Source organism: Pedobacter foliorum, from assembly GCF_013266735.1.
Classification (GTDB): Bacteria; Bacteroidota; Bacteroidia; order Sphingobacteriales; family Sphingobacteriaceae; genus Pedobacter; species Pedobacter foliorum.
This window is the reverse complement of record NZ_JABSNU010000006.1, coordinates 348,405-368,023: the sequence shown is the minus strand read 5'-3', so window position 1 is coordinate 368,023 and position 19,619 is coordinate 348,405. Positions and strand designations below refer to the sequence as shown.

At 36.8% G+C, this 19,619-nt stretch carries 18 protein-coding genes; 10 read left to right on the top strand and 8 right to left on the bottom strand.

From position 1 onward, the window contains the following. Positions 1 to 41 precede the first annotated feature (41 nt). From rpsM to dnaK, 7 genes are all read left to right on the top strand, one after another. A complete protein-coding gene (rpsM, locus tag HQN83_RS14745; RefSeq protein WP_048907427.1) occupies positions 42 to 419 on the top strand; it encodes a 30S ribosomal protein S13 in 378 nt (125 codons plus the stop codon). Between the two features lie 22 nt (positions 420 to 441). Next, on the top strand, positions 442 to 831 hold the full coding sequence (gene rpsK / locus HQN83_RS14740) for a 30S ribosomal protein S11 (protein ID WP_048907426.1): 390 nt from the start codon (positions 442 to 444) through the stop codon (positions 829 to 831). A gap of 65 nt (positions 832 to 896) precedes the next feature. Beyond that, positions 897 to 1,505 carry a 30S ribosomal protein S4 gene (gene rpsD / locus HQN83_RS14735; protein ID WP_069379645.1) on the top strand — a complete coding sequence of 203 codons (609 nt, stop codon included), beginning with the start codon at positions 897 to 899 and terminating at the stop codon, positions 1,503 to 1,505. Between the two features lie 76 nt (positions 1,506 to 1,581). After that, positions 1,582 to 2,574: a DNA-directed RNA polymerase subunit alpha gene (locus HQN83_RS14730; protein ID WP_048907425.1), complete on the top strand. Its 993-nt coding sequence runs from the start codon at positions 1,582 to 1,584 to the stop codon at positions 2,572 to 2,574. 91 nt (positions 2,575 to 2,665) lie between these two features. Beyond that, a complete protein-coding gene (gene rplQ, locus HQN83_RS14725) occupies positions 2,666 to 3,193 on the top strand; it encodes a 50S ribosomal protein L17 (RefSeq protein ID WP_173091099.1) in 528 nt (175 codons plus the stop codon). A gap of 122 nt (positions 3,194 to 3,315) precedes the next feature. Next, positions 3,316 to 4,506, top strand: a complete 1,191-nt coding sequence (locus HQN83_RS14720; protein WP_173091098.1) for a class I SAM-dependent methyltransferase — start codon at positions 3,316 to 3,318, stop codon at positions 4,504 to 4,506. 166 nt (positions 4,507 to 4,672) lie between these two features. Then, positions 4,673 to 6,580, top strand: coding sequence for a molecular chaperone DnaK (gene dnaK, locus HQN83_RS14715; RefSeq protein ID WP_173091097.1), 1,908 nt, complete (start codon positions 4,673 to 4,675; stop codon positions 6,578 to 6,580). 69 nt (positions 6,581 to 6,649) lie between these two features. Here the strand turns inward: dnaK and HQN83_RS14710 are convergent, their stop codons facing one another. From HQN83_RS14710 to HQN83_RS14680, 7 genes are all read right to left on the bottom strand, one after another. After that, positions 6,650 to 7,552: a nucleotidyltransferase family protein gene (locus HQN83_RS14710; RefSeq protein ID WP_173091096.1), complete on the bottom strand. Its 903-nt coding sequence runs from the start codon at positions 7,550 to 7,552 to the stop codon at positions 6,650 to 6,652. A 103-nt stretch (positions 7,553 to 7,655) separates the two neighbouring features. Then, complete coding sequence (locus HQN83_RS14705) at positions 7,656 to 9,200, bottom strand: helicase HerA-like domain-containing protein (protein WP_173091095.1); 1,545 nt, start codon at positions 9,198 to 9,200, stop codon at positions 7,656 to 7,658. 168 nt (positions 9,201 to 9,368) lie between these two features. Continuing rightward, on the bottom strand, positions 9,369 to 10,484 hold the full coding sequence (locus HQN83_RS14700; protein WP_173091094.1) for a M42 family metallopeptidase: 1,116 nt from the start codon (positions 10,482 to 10,484) through the stop codon (positions 9,369 to 9,371). A gap of 51 nt (positions 10,485 to 10,535) precedes the next feature. Further along, complete coding sequence (locus tag HQN83_RS14695) at positions 10,536 to 10,955, bottom strand: GNAT family N-acetyltransferase (RefSeq protein WP_173091093.1); 420 nt, start codon at positions 10,953 to 10,955, stop codon at positions 10,536 to 10,538. Continuing rightward, a complete protein-coding gene (locus HQN83_RS14690) occupies positions 10,936 to 12,123 on the bottom strand; it encodes an MFS transporter (RefSeq protein WP_173091092.1) in 1,188 nt (395 codons plus the stop codon). The genes HQN83_RS14695 and HQN83_RS14690 overlap by 20 nt, the downstream gene beginning before the upstream one ends. Continuing rightward, positions 12,124 to 13,665 carry an acyl-CoA carboxylase subunit beta gene (locus tag HQN83_RS14685; RefSeq protein WP_173091091.1) on the bottom strand — a complete coding sequence of 514 codons (1,542 nt, stop codon included), beginning with the start codon at positions 13,663 to 13,665 and terminating at the stop codon, positions 12,124 to 12,126. Between the two features lie 24 nt (positions 13,666 to 13,689). Next, on the bottom strand, positions 13,690 to 14,925 hold the full coding sequence (locus HQN83_RS14680) for a porin (protein ID WP_173091090.1): 1,236 nt from the start codon (positions 14,923 to 14,925) through the stop codon (positions 13,690 to 13,692). Between the two features lie 196 nt (positions 14,926 to 15,121). On the opposite strand from HQN83_RS14680, the gene HQN83_RS14675 reads away from it, so the two are divergent. The 3 genes from HQN83_RS14675 to HQN83_RS14665 all read left to right on the top strand — a co-directional run bounded on the left by HQN83_RS14675 (position 15,122) and on the right by HQN83_RS14665 (position 17,819). After that, entirely contained in the window at positions 15,122 to 15,460 is a 339-nt protein-coding gene (locus HQN83_RS14675) for a hypothetical protein (protein WP_173091089.1), read from the top strand. 76 nt (positions 15,461 to 15,536) lie between these two features. After that, entirely contained in the window at positions 15,537 to 17,141 is a 1,605-nt protein-coding gene (locus HQN83_RS14670) for a SulP family inorganic anion transporter (protein WP_173091088.1), read from the top strand. Positions 17,142 to 17,147: 6 nt separating this feature from the next. After that, positions 17,148 to 17,819 (top strand): carbonic anhydrase, encoded by a 672-nt coding sequence (locus HQN83_RS14665; RefSeq protein ID WP_173091087.1) that lies wholly within the window; start codon positions 17,148 to 17,150, stop codon positions 17,817 to 17,819. A gap of 71 nt (positions 17,820 to 17,890) precedes the next feature. Here HQN83_RS14665 and pruA read toward each other — a convergent pair whose 3' ends face one another. Continuing rightward, positions 17,891 to 19,519, bottom strand: coding sequence for an L-glutamate gamma-semialdehyde dehydrogenase (gene pruA / locus HQN83_RS14660; RefSeq protein ID WP_173091086.1), 1,629 nt, complete (start codon positions 19,517 to 19,519; stop codon positions 17,891 to 17,893). Positions 19,520 to 19,619 lie beyond the last annotated feature (100 nt).

Below are 19,619 nucleotides of genomic sequence, written 5' to 3'. Positions count from 1 at the left end.
AATCTGTCGTTTAATCAAATAATCAAACATTTAGTACAAATATGGCAAGGATATCAGGTATTGATTTACCAAGAAACAAAAGAGGCGAAATTGGATTAACTTATATCTTCGGAATAGGTAGATCAACTGCACAACGTATATTAACTGAAGCAGGTATCGATTTAAGCAAAAAAGTACAGGACTGGTCTGATGATGAGTTATCAGCAATCCGTACCATCATTAACGATGGCGTAAAAGTTGAAGGTGCTTTACGTTCAGAAGTTCAATTGAACATTAAACGTCTAATGGACATCGGTTGTTACCGCGGTTTACGTCACAGGAAAGGTTTACCTGTGCGTGGTCAGCGTACTAAAAACAACTCTCGTACACGTAAAGGCAAGAGAAAAACAGTTGCTAACAAGAAAAAAGCTACTAAATAAAAATTAGTACTGAATAATAATTATGGCTAAGAGTAAAAAAGTTACCAAAAAGCGTATTGTTGTTATTGAGCCTGTTGGTCAGGCGCACATCAATGCTACTTTTAACAATATCATTGTTACCCTAACAAATAACAACGGTCAAACTATTTCATGGTCTTCTGCAGGTAAAATGGGATTTAAGGGTTCTAAAAAGAACACTCCTTATGCAGCAGGTCAAGCAGCATCTGACTGCGGTAAGGTAGCATTTGATTTAGGTCTACGTAAAGTAGAAGTTTTTGTTAAAGGTCCAGGTTCAGGTCGTGAGTCTGCAATTAGAACATTGCAGGTTTCAGGTATTGAAGTAACCTCAATCAAAGATATTACACCGCTTCCACACAATGGATGTCGTCCTCCTAAAAAGAGAAGAGTTTAATTTATTAATTTTTAAAGCTAAGAGTCTGCAGCTTAAGGTTGCATGATACTTTAAAACAAGAAACAATGGCAAGATATACAGGACCAAAGTCCAAAATCGCGCGTAAGTTCAGAGAGCCAATTTTCGGCCCTGATAAGGTATTAGATAGAAAAAACTATCCTCCTGGACAACATGGAGCCTCAAAAAGAAGAGGGAAACAATCTGAGTACGCAGTTCAATTAATGGAAAAGCAAAAAGTTAAATATACTTATGGTGTATTGGAGCGTCAGTTCCGTAACTTGTTTACCAAAGCGTCTTCACGTGAAGGAATTACAGGTGATAACTTATTGCAATTATTAGAAGCTCGTTTAGATAATACAGTTTATAGATTAGGTATTGCTACTACACGTTCAGCTGCTCGTCAGTTAGTTAGCCATAAACACGTAACAGTTAACGGTGAAGTAGTAAATATTCCATCATATCAATTAAAAGCTGGAGATGTTGTTGCAGTTCGCGAGAAATCAAAAACATTAGAAGCAATCACTAATTCTGTAGCAGGAAGAGTAATCAATAAATTCAATTGGTTAGATTGGAATGCGAGTGAGTTAACTGGTAAATTTTTAACTTATCCTAATCGTGATGAGATACCAGAAAACATCAAAGAAAACCTTATAGTAGAGTTATACTCTAAGTAATATATTTAATTAATTGCCTACGGGCAATTAATTTTTTACGTTACATAATTTTAATAACGATCTAAAAACATTATAAATGGCAATTTTAGCATTTCAGAAACCCGATAAGGTAATCATGCAGAAATCTACTGATTTCGATGGTATATTTGAATTTCGTCCTTTAGAGCCCGGTTTCGGTGTAACAATTGGTAATGCCTTAAGAAGAATATTACTTTCTTCTTTAGAAGGTTATGCCATTACAAGTATTCGTTTTTCTGGCGTATCTCATGAGTTTTCTACAATGAAAGGTGTTGTAGAGGATTTAACTGAAATCATACTTAACTTAAAACAAGTACGTTTTAAAAAAGTAGGAGATTCAGGTGATTCTGAGAAGGTTTTTATTGTAGTAAATGGCCAAGAGCAATTTGCCGCAGGAGACATTACTAAATTCTCTAATAACTTTGAGGTTCTTAATCCAGATTTCGTTATCTGTAACATGGAGAAATCTGTTACTTTAGAGGTGGAATTGACCATTAATAAAGGACGTGGTTATGTACCTGCAGAAGAGAATAAAATTAATGATGCTGTAGTTGGAGTTATTGCAATCGATTCGATTTTCACTCCAATGAAAAATGTGAAATATACGATAGAGAACTATCGTGTTGAACAAAAGACAGATTACGAAAAACTAATATTAGATATATCTACTGATGGATCTATCCATCCTGAAGAGGCATTAAAAGAAGCTGCTAAGATTTTAATCCAGCACTTTATGTTGTTCTCAGATGAGAATTTGGTATTAGAATCTCAAGCTAAAGAAGAAACTAAAGAAGTTGACGAGGAAATCTTACATATGCGTAAGATCTTAAAAACTGAATTAGTAGATTTAGACTTATCAGTTCGTGCATTAAATTGCTTGAAAGCAGCTGATATCCGTACTTTAGCTGATTTGGTTTCTTATGATGTTGCTGATATGTTAAAATTCAGAAACTTCGGTAAAAAATCTTTAACAGAGATACAAGAGCTTGTTAAATCTAAGAGTTTATCTTTTGGAATGAATTTGTCTAAGTTCAAATTAGACGAAGAATAATAAGCTACAAGCATAAATTATATATTGTTAATAGTGTGTAATTCCCTCAGATTAATTTCATAGAGACGGTATACACTGAATAAATTTAAAAATGAGACACGGTAGAAAAGTAAATCACCTAGGAAGAACAGATTCACATCGTAAAGCGATGTTGGCTAATATGGCTTCATCGTTAATTAAACATAAGAGAATTTCAACAACTTTAGCAAAAGCAAAAGCTTTGCGTATGTATGTTGAGCCTCTTATCACTAAATCAAAAACTGATACTACGCATTCTCGTCGTATTGTTTTTGGTTATTTACAAGATAAAGAAACTGTTACTGAATTATTCCGTGATATTGCAGCGAAAGTTGCTAACCGTCCAGGTGGTTACACTAGAATCATTAAGTTAAACAATCGTTTAGGTGATAATGCTGAAATGGCATTAATCGAATTAGTTGACTATAACGAGGTTTACGGTAAAGAAGCAGATTCAGCTGAGAAGAAAACTACTCGTCGTGGTAGAAGCAAAGCAAAAAAATCGGATGCTCCAGCTGCTAAAGCAGAAGAAGTGAAGGTTGAAGAAGCTGTTGAAGAAGCTCCAGCTGCTGAAGAAGCAAAAGAAGATAAAGGAGAATAGTTTTTCCTAATCAAAATATTAGAGTCGGTTCAATTTGAACCGACTTTTTTTTTGCCCGTTAAAGAAGGTTAACTCGACGGGCATAGTTTTCAAATGCTATCTTTGCACAGTAATCTTATTTCATGTCGAATCAACTTAACATCCAGCTATTTCTTGAGCAATTGTCAGAAAGCATCTCTTCAAATCTATTTCTTAAAGCGTCTTTAGGGAATTATCAAGGCAATGAAAAGGAGCTTAAAAATATATATGTAAGAAGAGTGAAAATTAAGAGGGTCGATATGCTTTCTTTTAATTATCGTTATAAAACCCGAGATATATTCAAGAATTTAAGCATCGCTGATGGGACAGATTTAATCAAAAATTTGATCAGTAATGATTTTAAAATTTGTACCCTATTTACCACAAAGAAGGAAGTGATTATAGAGCATGGAAAGAAAGGACTTATTTCTTTAAGGGAAAGAGAGACTGTTTCGACTAGTAAGCCGAATTTGGCTCATGATAAAGAGAAGAAAAGAATAATAAAGCCAGAGGGTAAGACCTATTTGCAAGAGTTGAAGGTTACAGATCAGGAAGGGAATGTATTTAAGAATTCTCAGGATAAATACAGACAAATTAATCAATATGTTGAAATCTTGAGTTCCTTAATTAAAGAACTGCCAAATGCTAAACTTCGAAAAGTAGTAGATATGGGCTCTGGGAAAGGTTACCTTACTTTTGCCCTTTATGATTATTTACATAATGTTCTGGGTGTAAAAGCAGATATGGTAGGGGTAGAGTTTAGGGAGGATATGGTTCAATTGTGTAATGGTATTGCCGAAAAGTCCGCCTTTAACCAATTGCGATTTAAACAGGGCAGTATAGATAGCTACAATACGGATTCAATTGATTTGTTAATCGCGCTACACGCCTGCGATACTGCTACTGACGATGCTATTTACAAAGGTATAAAAGCAAATGCTGAATTAATTGTTGTGGCACCTTGTTGTCATAAGCAGATCAGAAGAGAAATTGAAAAGGGAAAAGTTAGGAATGATGTTTCTTTCTTAACTAAGCATGGTATTTTTTTGGAGCGACAAGCTGAAATGATAACTGATGGAATGAGGGCCTTGTTACTTGAATATTTTGGTTATAAGACAAAGATATTTGAGTTTATATCAGATGTCCATACTCCTAAGAATATCTTGGTAGTCGGAATAAAAGGAGAAGTCAGTCAACAAAAGAAAGCTGAGATCCTTTCTCAATTAAATGATACTAAGACCTATTTTGGAATAGGTTATCATCATCTGGAAAGACTTTTGAAGGAAGAAATGTAACAGGTTTTCTGTCATACTGTCACATTTTTGTGGTACAATTCGGACAATTTTATATTGAAAATCTTATAGAAAAACTATTTTTTCTGCCAAATCCCTATTGGCACATTGCTTGTTGAACAGATGTAAATAAACAAGATTTCATAAATAATAACATAGATAAAATAACATGTCAAAAATTATTGGTATAGACTTAGGAACAACAAACTCTTGCGTAGCCGTAATGGAAGGTAACGAACCTGTAGTTATAGCCAACAGCGAGGGTAAACGTACTACACCTTCCATTGTTGCGTTTGCAGAAAATGGAGAGCGTAAAGTAGGTGAGCCGGCAAAGCGTCAGGCAATCACTAACCCAACAAAAACGATTTCTTCAATTAAGCGCTTTATGGGAAGCAGCTTTGCTGAAGTTTCTAAAGAATCATCAAGAGTACCTTATAAGGTAGTTAAAGGTGACAACAATACACCAAGGGTTGAGATTGACGACCGCAAATATACACCACAAGAAATTTCTGCGATGGTTTTGCAGAAAATGAAAAAAACTGCAGAAGATTTCTTAGGTCATGAAGTAACTGAAGCAGTTATTACTGTTCCAGCTTATTTTAATGACGCTCAACGTCAGGCAACGAAAGAAGCCGGCGAAATTGCAGGTTTAACTGTTAAACGTATCATTAACGAGCCAACTGCAGCTGCTTTAGCTTATGGATTAGATAAAGCACACAAGGATATGAAAATTGTTGTGTTTGACTGCGGTGGTGGTACTCATGACGTTTCAGTGTTGGAATTAGGTGATGGTGTATTTGAAGTTAAATCAACTGACGGTGATACTCACTTAGGTGGTGATGACTTTGATCATATCATTATTGAGTGGTTAGCTGATGAATTTAAGAATGAAAACGGTATGGACCTTAACAAAGATCCAATGGCGTTACAACGTCTTAAAGAAGCTGCTGAGAAAGCTAAAATTGAGCTTTCAAGTACAACTTCAACTGAGATTAACTTGCCTTACATCACTGCTGATGCAACAGGACCTAAACACTTAGTAAGAACATTAAGCCGTGCTAAATTTGAGCAATTGGCTGCTGATTTAATTAAACGTACAATTGATCCTTGTAAATCAGCTTTGAAAAATGCAGGTTTAAAAACAAGTGATATTGATGAGATCATATTAGTAGGTGGTTCTACACGTATTCCTGCTATTCAGGAAGCGGTTAAAGCTTTCTTTGGTAAAGAACCTTCTAAAGGTGTAAACCCTGATGAGGTAGTAGCTATTGGTGCTGCAATCCAAGGTGGTGTATTAACTGGAGAAGTTAAAGATGTATTGTTATTAGATGTAACACCTCTTTCTCTAGGTATCGAAACTATGGGTGGTGTAATGACTAAATTAATTGAAGCTAACACAACCATACCTTCTAAAAAAGCAGAGACTTTCTCCACAGCGGCTGATAATCAACCTTCGGTAGAGATTCACATCTTGCAAGGAGAGCGTCCTATGGCGGCTCAAAACCGTACAATTGGTCGTTTCATATTAGATGGTATTCCACCAGCACCTCGTGGGGTTCCTCAAGTTGAAGTAGCATTTGATATTGATGCCAACGGTATCTTACACGTAAGTGCTAAAGATAAAGCAACTGGTAAAGAGCAAAAAATCCGTATTGAAGCTTCATCTGGTTTAACTGACGAAGAGATCAAAAGGATGAAAGAAGAAGCTGAGCAAAATGCTGAAGCTGATAAAGCTGCTAAAGAAGAAGCTGAAAAAATCAACGGTGCTGATGCTTTAATTTTCTCTACTGAGAAACAATTAAAAGAATTCGGAGATAAACTATCTGCGGATAAAAAAGCGCCTATTGAAGAAGGTTTGAAAAAACTTAAAGATGCACATGCTGCAAGAAACTTTGCTGATATTGATACAGCACAAGCAGAATTGCAAAATGCATGGAACGCAGCTTCAGAAGAGATGTATAAAGATGGTGCACAACCAGAAGGCGGTGCTCAGGCTCAAGATACAGCTCAGCCAGCTGATGGTAGCGACAACGTTACTGATGTTGACTTTGAAGAAGTTAAAGACGATAAAAAATAGTCTTTAAGGCATAAAAAAAGCTCCCTGGTAATTTACCAGGGAGCTTTTTTTATGCCTTAATTTCTTTGTCTAGTTCCAAAGATTTTCAGGATAAGTTCCGTTTTTCACTAGTTGATCAATGCACTCTTGTACAAAAGGCTTGTCTTCCTTATATGTTACTCCAAACCATTGGCTATCGGTAGGTATAACTTTGAAAGATGCAGTACCGTTTTTTACAAGGTTTTCACCAATCAAAGGAATAAAGAATTCAGCTTTTGGTTTGTTTTTATTTTCTAAAGCAAATACTCTAAACAAGTCCTCAGTTAGTTTAAACACGGCAGGAGTAAATCCCCAAAAGTTCATAGATACTGGAGTGTTATATTCTAATGGATATTCAACACCATTTTCTTCATAAACAATCCCGCCATCTTTTTTATAAACTTGAGTACGTTCAGTAATTTCCTCCAAATATCCAGCTTCGTTAGTTTTGCAAACCCCACGAGATACAGAACCAAAATCAGATAAAGTTTTTCCAATTTGGTAACCAACAATAGAATAGTTGCTGTCGGTAGCCTCGCTAGTTAAGAAACCTACCATTTTTTTAAATGAGTCAAAACCATAATAATCATCAGCATTTATTACGCAAAAAGGCTCATTTATCACATTTCTTCCAGATAGAATTGCATGTGCTGTTCCCCATGGTTTTTCACGGTAAATTTCCTCTTCGATGCCAAATTGTTTTAAATCGAAGTTTTGAAACACATAGTCGGTTTCAATTTTTCCGCTAAGCTTAGGTTCAAATATCGCCTTAAAGTTTTCTACGAACTCTTCTTTGATGATAAACACCACTTTGCCGAATCCAGCTTTAATTGCATCATATATAGAATAGTCAATAATTGTTTCTCCATTGGGGCCAAAGCCATCAATCTGTTTCATGCTGCCATAGCGACTTGCCATACCAGCTGCTAGTATTAATAAGGTAGGTTTTTTCATTCAGCGAAAATAATGATTCAATTTATATTCAGTGTAAAAAGTAAGAGAGTTTTTTCATTAGTTTGATGATAATTTTCAATGTATCCTATGGATATTGAGGTAGTTAAAAACCAAATATTCCCTTTCCGCTGCTACTGCGAGGTTTTTTGCCTGTAAGCATACCAAATAGGCCACGTACAATTTCTTTTCCTATTTGCCTGGTTATAGTTGCACCCATAACCTGTTCAACTAAACTTTTCTCATTTTTTTTAGGAACTTCTTCTTGTTTTCTTTCCTCTTCTTCGACTAACTTCTCATTTACGCGCTTGGTTAAGATCTCATAAGCACTCTCGGGATCAATTGATTCCTGATATTTGGCTGTGAGGTCACTCGATTGTATAAGGTTATTGTAATCAGCTGCACTTAGTGGCCCCATGATTGCCCTAGGCGGTGTAAGCATTGTTGCAGCTACTTCGGTAGGGATCCCTTTCTCATTTAAAACAGTTATCAGTGCCTGGCCGGTTCCTAAAGAGGTCAACATTTTATCAATTTCGTAAAATTCAGATCTTGGATAAGTATTTACAGTCTTTTTAAGCGCATCAACATCATTAGGAGTAAATGCCCTCAAAGCATGTTGAACACGATTCCCTAGCTGAGATAATACACTCTCAGGAACATCACTAGGTGCTTGGGTACAGAAAAATACACCGATACCCTTTGATCTGATCAATCGGATAATGGTTTCTATTTGCTCAAGAAAAGCTTTCGAAGAGTTTTTAAATAATAAATGTGCTTCATCAAAAAAGAACACAAGTTTAGGTTTATCAAGATCTCCAACTTCCGGCATATTATAAAAAATCTCCGCCAGTAAGCTCAGGAGATAAGTAGAATAAAGGACTGGCTGATTTTGTACATCAGATATATTTAGCAAGCTAATCACCCCTTTGCCATCAGTTTTGGAGAAAAGATCTTCAATGTCAAATGAGGTTTCACCGAACATGGCACTTAAGCCTTGCTGTTCAATAGTAACAATTTTTCTTAAAATTGTCCCTGAGGTAGATGTAGATATTTTACCATAAGAGCTTTTAATCTCTTCGGCACCTTGTCCTTCTGCCAGGTATGAAACTAACTTTTTAAGATCATTAAGATCAATAATCGGTAGCTTGTTATCGTCTGCATATTTGAAAATTACGGCCAGAACACCTGCTTGCGTATCATTTAAGTCAAGGATTTTGGAAAGTAAAGTGGGGCCGAATTCAAGAACGGTAGCCCGCATTTGAGCACCTAGTTTTCCGGATAAAGAAAAAATCTCTACAGGAAATCCGGAAGGATTAAAAGGTCTCTTTAATTGACCGGCTCTTTCCTCTATTTTAGGGTTGATAGGTCCTGGTTGATTAAGACCTGATAAATCACCTTTAACATCAAGCATAAACACAGGTACACCTGCGTCAGACAGTTGCTCGGCAAGTAACTGCAATGTTCTGGTTTTTCCGGTACCAGTTGCTCCGGCTACAAGACCATGCCTATTCATCATTTTTAAAGACAAATTTACTTCCGCCTCGGCTATCACTTGTCCATCCAGAATACCTGCTCCCAGATAAATGTATGAACCAGTTGGTGTATAAGAGGCCTTAATTTTTTCTATAAATTTTGCTGATTGATCGCCCATAGGAAAGGATAGTTTTTCTTTTAGTATTTTATTTCTGCATTTGACTTACCATAATCTTGCCACAATTGGTGTCATGTTTTATAAAAGTAAGAAAAGCCTCCGAAATACAAACAAAAGAAAAGCGTGCCCGGAATTACCGGGCACGCTTAAAAAATAGATTATTAAAATTTACTTTGAATAAGTAAAATCGTGATCTTTTTTAATGTTCAATAATGAATGATAAATCAAGTTAATAACGTTATCAACATCATCTTTATGAATCATTTCAACTGTGGTATGCATATATCTTAAAGGAAGAGAAATCAATGCGGAAGGTACTCCACCGTTAGAATAAGCAAAAGCATCAGTATCAGTACCGGTTGAACGAGACGAAGCCTGACGTTGGAAAGGAATGTCGTTCTTCTCAGCAGTTTCAATAAGCAACTTGTTTAAGTTTGTTTGAACAGCAGGAGCATAAGAAACAACCGGGCCTTTACCACATGCTAAATCTCCCTGAGTAATTTTACTGATCATTGGGGTGGTAGTGTCATGGGTAACATCAGTAATAATAGCCACATTAGGCTTAATTCTGTGAGCTATCATTTCAGCACCTCTAAGTCCAATTTCCTCTTGTACAGAGTTTACGATATAAAGCCCAAAAGGTAATTTCTTTTTATTTTCCTGAAGTAGTCTGGCAACCTCAGCAATCATAAATCCGCCTGCCCTGTTATCAAGTGCACGACCAACATAATAGCGGTCGTTTAAAATCATAAACTCATCCTCATAGGTAATTACACAACCTACATGAACACCAAGTTTTTCCACTTCCTCTTTGGTTGTACATCCACAATCAAGGAAAATATTCTTTAATGCAGGTGCCTCTTCTTTTTCACCACCATTACGTGTGTGAATAGCAGGCCATCCAAAAACAGCTTTAACCATTCCTTTGTCAGTATGGATATTTACTCGTTTAGAAGGAGCTATTTGATGATCTGAACCTCCATTGCGGATTACATAAATTAAGCCATCTGGAGTTATGTAATTCACAAACCATGAGATCTCATCAGCATGAGCTTCAATAACTACTTTGAAATCTGCTTTTGGGTTAATCACACCAACTGCAGTTCCGTAATTATCGATAAAACTTTCATCTATATATGGTTTTAAATAATCTAGCCATAATTTTTGACCAGGGTATTCGAAACCTGTTGGAGATGGGTTATTGATATATTTTTCAAAAAATTGAAGCGATTTTTTATTTACTACACTTACGTGCTTCTTTTTGTCTTCTTTTTTCTTTGCCATTATATAAAATTTATTCTAAACAAATATATAAACTACTGCCTAAGCACCAAGTTAATTATTGAGTTCTAACTCCATAATGACAAAGTCAATGCCATTGCTAGTAGAAATTTTATCAGTTTCAATGAAACCGAATTTGTTATAGAAGGGGATAGCTGAAACACGTGCATTACACCATAGTTTTACTGCATCAAAAGTTTTAACATAGTTGATGATATGATTCAGTAATAACGAACCGTATCCTTTTCCTTGTGATTCGGCAAGAGTTGCAAATTTTCTGAACTGATAAATGTTACCTTTATTAAATAAAGAAACCACAGAAGTTAATTTATTACCAGCAAACAATCCAAAATGGATCCCATCATCATCATTGGCTAATTTTATAACATCAAAAGGAAGGTCTGGATACATTACTTCATGCCTTACCCTCCAGGTTAAATCAGGTCTGATTTGCTCAATTTGAATTTCTTGCATCAATGCTATTCTTTAATTTTCCACTATAAAATTTATATATGCAGATATTGAGAACTATAACAGCTGAGCATCCTAAACAAAATAGAGGCCACTTGCCTTGTTCCCATAACCATAAGCCTAATGCTGAACCAAATGATGCACCAATAAAGCTTACAGACATAAACACAGTATTTAAACGATTCCGAGCTTCCGGTAGTATAGCGTAAATTCTGGTTTGATTCGTTACATGGATAGCTTGCTGACCGATATCTATCAAGATGATACCTATTACAAATAGGTAAAGATGACTCCCTGTAAAATAAAAAGCCCCAATACTAAGTAATTGTAAAACCAGACCTACGAATAGATTTTTGCGTGGATTCTTTCCGCTACTAAATTTACCAACCAACGGAGCTGCTAATGCGCCTGCGGCACCAGCAATGCCAAATAGACCTATTTGTAAGGTTTGTAGGTTAAATGGGGGATTGGCAAGGAACAACACCATTGTTGTCCAAAATGCACTAAGTATTGAGAAAGCCAAAAAATTTATAATAGATGCTTCTCTAAGTATCGGCTCTGTTTTTATATAATGCCACATTGACGACATCAGCTCGTTGTATGTTCCTTTAAATGATGGTCGACTTTGTGGAAAGCGTCTGGCCATTAGCAACAACAATAGAAAACATATACTGGCGGCCATAAAATAAACTGATCTCCAGCCCCATATGAATCCAATACTTCCACTAACTGCTCTTGATGCAAGTATGCCAATTAATAAGCCACTCATAATTATGCCTACGGTGGCCCCTCGTTCTTCATCTGAACTAAGATTTGCCGCCATTGGCAAAATAAGCTGGGGAATAATAGAGCTTGCGCCAATTAATACACAAGCAATTTCTAACAAAAGAAATGAATGAGCAAAACCGGCCAGTAACAGTGCCCCAATAGCCAGACATGTTATTAAAAGTATTTGCTTCTTCCGTTCAAACATGTCACCTAATGGAACCAATAGAAATAAGCCCAAAGCATAACCTGCTTGAGTTAGGTAAGTAATCTTCCCGGCATGGCTCTCGGTTAAGCCAAACTCCTTGGCAATCAAAATCACCAAGGGTTGACAGTAATAAATATTTGCTACAATAAGCCCTGTACAAAAGGCCATCAATAGCACATCAGTACGACTAAGTTTCATTTATAAAGGGATATTTCCGTGTTTTTTACGAGGTGTATTAACCACTTTATTCTCCAGCATCTTAAAAGCCTTTATTAGCTTAGCTCTGGTTTGTGCTGGTTCAATCACTTCATCCACAAAACCACGTTCTGCAGCCCTATAAGGATTTGCGAAAATATCTGAATATAGTTTTTCTTTTTCCAGCCATTTTTCTTCCGGGTGCTGTGCAGAGGTAATTTCCTTTTTAAAGATAATTTCGGCTGCTCCTTTAGCACCCATAACGGCAATTTCAGCAGTAGGCCAAGCATAATTTAAGTCAGCTCCAATATGTTTAGAGTTCATTACATCATAAGCACCTCCGTAGGCTTTTCTGGTAATTACAGTAATTCTAGGTACTGTTGCTTCACTAAAAGCATACAGTAATTTGGCACCATTGGTAATAATTCCGTTCCATTCCTGATCTGTACCGGGTAAAAACCCAGGGACATCCTCAAAAACGAGCAAAGGGATGTTAAAACAGTCACAAAAGCGGACAAATCTAGCCGCCTTAGTTGAAGCATGATTGTCCAATACGCCGGCAAGATAAGCTGGTTGATTGGCTACAATTCCTATACTTCTTCCGGCCAGACGGGCAAATCCTACTACAATGTTTTCAGCATAATCTTTATGTACTTCAAGGAAGCTATCTGTATCTACTACTTCACCTATTACAGATCTTACATCATATGGCTGATTTGAATTCTCAGGCATGATGGTATTAAGAGATAAGCGATTTTCATCACTTAAAGTGTATGGCAATTGCATTGGGATTTCCTCGCAATTTTGTGGCATATAACTCAATAACCTCTTAACATGATTGATGGCATCGAGTTCATTTGAACAAGCAAAATGAGTTACGCCCGATTTCGTAGCATGAGTAGATGCACCACCAAGTTCTTCAGAATTCACTTCTTCATGAGTTACAGTCTTTACTACATTTGGTCCTGTAACGAACATGTAAGAGGTGTTTTCTACCATCAGAATAAAGTCGGTAATAGCTGGCGAATAAACTGCTCCGCCTGCACATGGACCCATTATAGCCGATAGCTGAGGGACAACCCCTGATGCTTGAACGTTTCTATAAAATATATCAGCATAGCCGCCTAATGAAACTACACCTTCCTGTATCCTTGCGCCTCCACTATCATTTAGTCCAATTACAGGAGCTCCATTTTTCATGGCCATGTCCATTATCTTACAGATCTTTTCGGCATGAGTTTCAGAAAGAGAACCCCCAAAAACCGTGAAATCCTGAGAAAACACATAAACTAGCCTGCCATTGATGTTGCCATAGCCGGTTACTACACCATCGCCTAAATATTTTTCACGTTCCATTCCAAAATCGACACTTCTATGGGTTACCATCATGCCAATTTCCTCAAAAGAATTTTCGTCCAATAAAAAATGAATACGTTCTCTAGCAGTTAGTTTACCTTTTTTATGTTGACTTTGAATTCTTGCTGCACCACCACCTTCATTTGCTTTCTTTATTTTGTCCTGAAGTACATCTATTTTATTCTTCATTTTAAACACGAATAATTTTAATTTTTACCAGCGATATTGCAATCGAGTAGTAAATACATCATCTTTTAAATCGGTAGTATAACCTGCCAATGTAGTAGCTTCATTTACAACATGCTCGTTGTACAATGTAAGTTTAAATCTTGAATTTATTAGATAAGTAAGGCCATAACCAAGAGTACTATATTTAATATCGCCTGCGGTAGTATTATTACCTGCAGTACCAATTTCCATTGCACTTACCTTCCTGTTTGGATCATAGATGTCATAAGACACTAATGCAGTAAATTTACTATTGGCAATTTGTTGGGTTAACCACAAGTAGCTACCCGAAAACTCCCGAAGGTATAAATCTGTAGCAGGCTGTGCAGAGAAACTGGTACTAGCAACAGGGCCAAGCACACCGGCGGATGCAGCTACACCTGGTTGAGTGCCTTGAATATATTCAGCTTTAAAGATGGTTCTGCCAAAAGTATTGTCATATTGAAGCTGTAAATTTGCTCCATAGTATTCGCGTTTACCGAAGTAACCAACATTATCAGGACTGGTATTTTTTTTGAATCCCACCCCATCAGGAGAGTAATAACTTTCCGTATCGTTGCGTACCGATCCCTCATAGATAGATGCACCAAAACCTAGGTGAAGCTTTTTATTTGCCAAGCTATCAAATTTAAAGCCCAGGTTTCCAATTATATCCTTTCTTGAGTCATAGTCTCTGGCATTATAGCCACTGCCGTTTACTACAGCTAACTCTGCAGTTATAAACTTAAATGCACCCTTTGGATGATAAGTAACCATGGCGCCAATATCACGCTCCCTGGGCATCAGGGTTTGAAAAACTCTCGCTCTCTCAGGGAAATCTCTATATCCCGAAGAATAAACAATTGAGTGGCCAAAAGGACGGTTAAACAAACCTGCAGTGAGTAATAATACTTTGGAATCGGGTTGGTGTAGCTGTATGAAAGCGTCCATCAACTGAATGCCATTTTGTGTCGCATCAATTTGAAAAACAATGCTTGAATACTTGTCCGCCCTGTCAATCTTTAAACGACCTCGACGAATCATAAAGCGACTGTCAGAGTTTTTAGAGAAGTCTCCACCCGAAAAAGAAGAAATCCCCGGAGACTGAGCTTTCTGAAATTGTGTTTGCAGATATCCTGTAATCGCAATTTCATGAGGGTCATACGTCGATGGAGCATTATTACTTTGGGCAAAAAGAATAACCGGATAAAGAAAAATCAGGCTTAACAGTATTTTTTTCATGAATAAGTAAAAGAATTTTTGATCGCCTAAATTACGGTAAATGAAGCATTTTTCTTTAAAATGAGTCTGTTTTTTAAAAAATAAGGATAGAAAACATCGAACGGCAACAACTAAATTACATTTTTTTTACATGATAATTTGTAATTAAGGAATGTTTGGAGCTATTTTTGAAGAGTTACAGAAAAGCGAAAGCCAAATGTTTATAAGAAAATACCGTTTATTAATTGTTGTTACCTTCTTAAGTATCTTCTCTGCGAAGATGGTTATTTCGGGTGCACCGGTATTTTTCAGTCATATTGACAAGAACATGATGATTTCTGTAATTATGCAAATTGAAGCCGAGCACAGCACTGATGGAGATGCTGGTAAAGCTAAAGTGAAATTCTTCGATTATAAGGTAGACTTTCAGCATGACTATGTATCATCGTCAGTACTCCATTTTTATGGAATCAAAAATAGTTTTATAGATCATTTCAAAAGGTATTTCGATCCATTCCATCCGTCGGTTCCTACACCGCCGCCTAACTTGAGCTAAATTATCAGGTGCAATCATCTTTAGTGGATTGTTGCGCAATTTTTATAATTAGTTTAATAGATTAAAACATAGTTTTATGCAAAGTGGAAACTCAGTCTTTTCAAGATTGGAAGTGAAGAAATATATATTAAAAAAGAATTTAAAGCGTGACTTGCCATCTAGTGTTGTGGTCTTTCTAGTTGCCCTTCCCTTATGTTTAGGGATCGCTTTAGCTTCTGGCGCACCTCTGTTTGCGGGTCTTATAACAGGTATAGTTGGTGGTGTTGTGGTTGCTTCGTTAAGTGGATCGCAATTAAGTGTTAGCGGTCCGGCCGCGGGGTTAACTGCAATAGTTCTGGGAGCAATTGGTCAACTAGGTGGTTACGAGATATTTTTACTTGCTGTAGTTCTGGCAGGTGCAATGCAGGTTATACTTGGATTGTTAAAAGGAGGAACTATAGGTAATTATTTCCCATCAAGTGTAATTGAAGGGATGCTGGCAGCAATCGGATTAACGCTGATTCTAAAGCAGCTTCCCCATGCGCTCGGCGTGGATTCAGATTTTTTTGGTGATGAAAGTTTTTTTCAGAAAGACAATGAAAATACTTTTTCTGCCATTAGTGGTGCATTAAGTCATTTCAGTTTGGCGGCCATTATAATCAGTGGATTGTCGATAGCCGTATTAATTTTATGGCCAAAATTTAAAAAGTTAAGTGTTGTTCCTGCTCCTTTGGTGGTAGTGGTAATAGGAGTTGTGCTTGCTATAGTGTTTCAAGGCGGTCAATATGCTTTGGAAGCAAAACAAATGGTAGAGATTCCTGTTGTGAGCAGCTGGTCGGAATTTACTGGGTTATTTGCAGTTCCAGATTTTTCACAGATACTGAATGGAAAAGTTTGGGTTGTTGCTGCCACAATTGCGGTAGTTGCAAGTCTTGAAACCCTTTTAAGTATTGAAGCGGTAGATAAGATCGATCCAATTAAGCGTGTTTCGCCTACCAATAGAGAATTAATGGCCCAAGGAACAGGAAACATGGTTAGTGGTTTATTAGGTGGATTGCCTTTAACATCAGTAATTGTAAGAAGTTCTGCCAACGTAAATGCGGGAGGAAGAACCAAAATGTCAGCTATTTTTCATGGTGTCTGGTTACTTTTATCATTGCTTTTTATACCTGGTATCATAAATATGATCCCTTTGGCGTGTTTGGCCGCAATTCTATTAGTAACAGGTTATAAATTGGCACGTATAGCATTATTTAAGCACATGTACCATAAAGGTTGGGATCAGTTTGTGCCATTTGTAATTACTATTGTTGCTGTTTTATTAACAGACTTACTAAAAGGTGTTGCAATAGGTATGCTATTCTCAATATTCTATTTGTTACGTACCAATATGCGTAATCCATATTTCTATAAAATACAGGAAGAGGGTAATAAAAAGAATTTAAGAATAAAACTGGCCGAAGAAGTGTCTTTCTTAAATAAGGCAGCCATCCAGGTAGTATTAAATAAAATCCCTAAAGAAACCAATGTAATCATTGATGGATCTAATTCAAGGTACATAGATCCCGATGTATTGGAAACCATTTTTAATTATAAGCACAATGCTTATACTAAAGGTATTATTGTAGTTTTAGAAAATATTAAGCAACAATATACCGTACCTAAATTAAATAATAAAGTAATTGAAGAAATTAATAATTAAAATATTATGTGCGCAAAATTAGAAAAACAAGATTCAAAAGAAATAACATACGAAGGATTATTACAGGGGAATAAGGATTGGGTAGCGGATACGCTTAAAGAGGATCCGACATTTTTCGACAGACTTTCTGCAGGGCAGGCTCCTCCAGTTCTTTGGATTGGATGTTCTGACAGCCGTGTGCCGGCTAATCAAATTACCAATACAATGCCTGGTGATATCTTTGTGCACCGTAACATTGCAAATGTGGTTGCACATACAGATATGAATATGCTGAGTGTGCTGGATTATTCTGTTAATGTATTAAAAGTAAAGCATATTATAGTGTGTGGCCATTATGGTTGCGGCGGTGTAAATGCTGCTTTGGGTGATAAACAGGTTGGTTTGATTGACAATTGGTTAAGGAACATCAAAGACGTTATCCGAATGCACGAACGTGAGATGCAAACAATTAAAGATCCTAAAAAGAGATCTAATCGTTTGGTTGAACTTAATGCAATAGAAGGTGCTGCAAATGTTATGAGTACTTCTATTGTACAAAATGCATGGGCTTCAGGGCAAGAGCTAGCTGTTCATGCTTGGGTGTATAGTCTCGAAACCGGATTAATTAAGGATTTGCAGGTAAGTGCATCGGCACCAGATGATATTTCTCCAGTATTTAAAATGAATACAGGAAAATAATCATTCTCTTTTGAGAAAGTGATTTTCGGTGCTAAATAAAAAACTCCCGGCGATGAGCCGGGAGTTTTTTATTATCCTAAAAACGGGTAACGATAATCCTTTGGCGGATCAAATGTTTCCTTAATAGTACGTGGAGAAACCCAACGCAATAAGTTAATCATCGATCCGGCTTTATCATTTGTACCTGATCCTCTGGCACCGCCAAAAGGTTGTTGACCAACAACTGCACCAGTACATTTATCATTGATATAGAAATTACCGGCAGCATTTCTTAAACGCTGAGTAGCTTTTTCTATAGCGTAACGATCCTGAGCAATAACAGCTCCTGTTAAAGCATAAATAGAAGTTGTATCTATAATATCTAAAACCTTATCGAAATCTTTATCCTCGTAAACATAAATAGTTAAAACAGGACCAAAAAGCTCTTCACACATTGTAGTGTATTTCGGATCTTTAACAACAAGCACTGTCGGCTCAATAAAGTAACCTTTAGACTTATCATAATTTCCACCGGCAATAATCTCTACAGATTTATCTTCTTTAGCTGCATCAATATATTTAGCTAGTTTATTGAAAGATTTCTCATCAATAACCGCATTAATGAAATTGCTGAAATCTTCGGTTCCGCCCATTTTAAAGGTAGCCAGGTCACGAAGCATCAGTTCTTTAATCTCTGGCCATACTGTTTTTGAAATATATACACGAGAAGCTGCTGAACATTTCTGGCCTTGGTATTCAAAAGCACCACGAATAATTGCTGTGCTCGAAATTTCAGGCTCTGCAGAACCATGAACAAGGATAAAATCCTTACCACCGGTTTCTCCAACAATGCGCGGATAAGTTTTAAATTTATGGATGTTATTACCAATAGTTTTCCAGATGTTTTGGAAAACAGCGGTAGAACCTGTAAAGTGAATTCCTGCAAAATCAGGGTGACTAAAAATCACCTCGCCAGCCTCAGGTCCATCAACATAAACAAGGTTGATAACACCATCCGGTAATCCGGCTTCTCTAAAAATCTGCATTAAAACATTGGCAGCGTAAATTTGAGTGTCTGCCGGTTTCCATACTACAACATTACCCATCATGGCAGCTGATGTAGGAAGATTTCCAGCAATAGCAGTAAAGTTAAAAGGAGTTAAAGCAAACACAAAACCTTCTAATGGGCGTTGTTCCACTCTGTTCCATGATCCTTTAGGAGAAACAGGAGGTTGTTGTTTATAGATTTCAGCCATATAGCTAACGTTGAAACGAAGAAAATCGATCAACTCACATGCTGCATCAATCTCTGCCTGGTAAGCATTTTTTGATTGCCCAAGCATAGTAGCCGCATTTAATTTATAACGATAAGGGCCAGCAATTAAGTCAGCAGCCTTCAGAAAAATTGCAGCACGATGTTCCCATGCTAAATTCTCCCAGTCAGCCTTAGCTGCCAAAGCAGCATCAATAGCTTGCTTTACATGGTGTTTATTTCCAATACTATATTTACCCAATACATGTTGGTGATCGTGCGGAGGGGTAACCTTTCCTTTAACTTCTGTATGCACTTCCTCAACACCAATATACATAGGTATTTCAATCTGTTTGGAACGGGCATCGGCTAAAGCAGCCATCAAAAGTTCACGTTCTTTACTTCCCGGAGCATAACCCAAAATGGGTTCATTTACAGGAGCTGGTACGTTAAAAAATCCTTTAAGCATGTTATAATAAGTTATTTTTACAAAGGTAAACTTTTATTTATTACACTGGTAAAGAGCAATCCTTATAAACGTGATAAAACGAGCGGTAATAATTCTTATT

Bases quoted from the DNA above. Each gene is read 5' to 3' on its own strand.
- rpsM (WP_048907427.1), top strand. From the start codon at position 42: ATGGCAAGGATATCAGGTATTGATTTACCAAGAAACAAAAGAGGCGAA.
- rpsK (WP_048907426.1), top strand. From the start codon at position 442: ATGGCTAAGAGTAAAAAAGTTACCAAAAAGCGTATTGTTGTTATTGAG.
- rpsD (WP_069379645.1), top strand. From the start codon at position 897: ATGGCAAGATATACAGGACCAAAGTCCAAAATCGCGCGTAAGTTCAGA.
- HQN83_RS14730 (WP_048907425.1), top strand. From the start codon at position 1,582: ATGGCAATTTTAGCATTTCAGAAACCCGATAAGGTAATCATGCAGAAA.
- rplQ (WP_173091099.1), top strand. From the start codon at position 2,666: ATGAGACACGGTAGAAAAGTAAATCACCTAGGAAGAACAGATTCACAT.
- HQN83_RS14720 (WP_173091098.1), top strand. From the start codon at position 3,316: ATGTCGAATCAACTTAACATCCAGCTATTTCTTGAGCAATTGTCAGAA.
- dnaK (WP_173091097.1), top strand. From the start codon at position 4,673: ATGTCAAAAATTATTGGTATAGACTTAGGAACAACAAACTCTTGCGTA.
- HQN83_RS14710 (WP_173091096.1), bottom strand. From the start codon at position 7,552: ATGAAAAAACCTACCTTATTAATACTAGCAGCTGGTATGGCAAGTCGC.
- HQN83_RS14705 (WP_173091095.1), bottom strand. From the start codon at position 9,200: ATGGGCGATCAATCAGCAAAATTTATAGAAAAAATTAAGGCCTCTTAT.
- HQN83_RS14700 (WP_173091094.1), bottom strand. From the start codon at position 10,484: ATGGCAAAGAAAAAAGAAGACAAAAAGAAGCACGTAAGTGTAGTAAAT.
- HQN83_RS14695 (WP_173091093.1), bottom strand. From the start codon at position 10,955: ATGCAAGAAATTCAAATTGAGCAAATCAGACCTGATTTAACCTGGAGG.
- HQN83_RS14690 (WP_173091092.1), bottom strand. From the start codon at position 12,123: ATGAAACTTAGTCGTACTGATGTGCTATTGATGGCCTTTTGTACAGGG.
- HQN83_RS14685 (WP_173091091.1), bottom strand. From the start codon at position 13,665: ATGAAGAATAAAATAGATGTACTTCAGGACAAAATAAAGAAAGCAAAT.
- HQN83_RS14680 (WP_173091090.1), bottom strand. From the start codon at position 14,925: ATGAAAAAAATACTGTTAAGCCTGATTTTTCTTTATCCGGTTATTCTT.
- HQN83_RS14675 (WP_173091089.1), top strand. From the start codon at position 15,122: ATGTTTATAAGAAAATACCGTTTATTAATTGTTGTTACCTTCTTAAGT.
- HQN83_RS14670 (WP_173091088.1), top strand. From the start codon at position 15,537: ATGCAAAGTGGAAACTCAGTCTTTTCAAGATTGGAAGTGAAGAAATAT.
- HQN83_RS14665 (WP_173091087.1), top strand. From the start codon at position 17,148: ATGTGCGCAAAATTAGAAAAACAAGATTCAAAAGAAATAACATACGAA.
- pruA (WP_173091086.1), bottom strand. From the start codon at position 19,519: ATGCTTAAAGGATTTTTTAACGTACCAGCTCCTGTAAATGAACCCATT.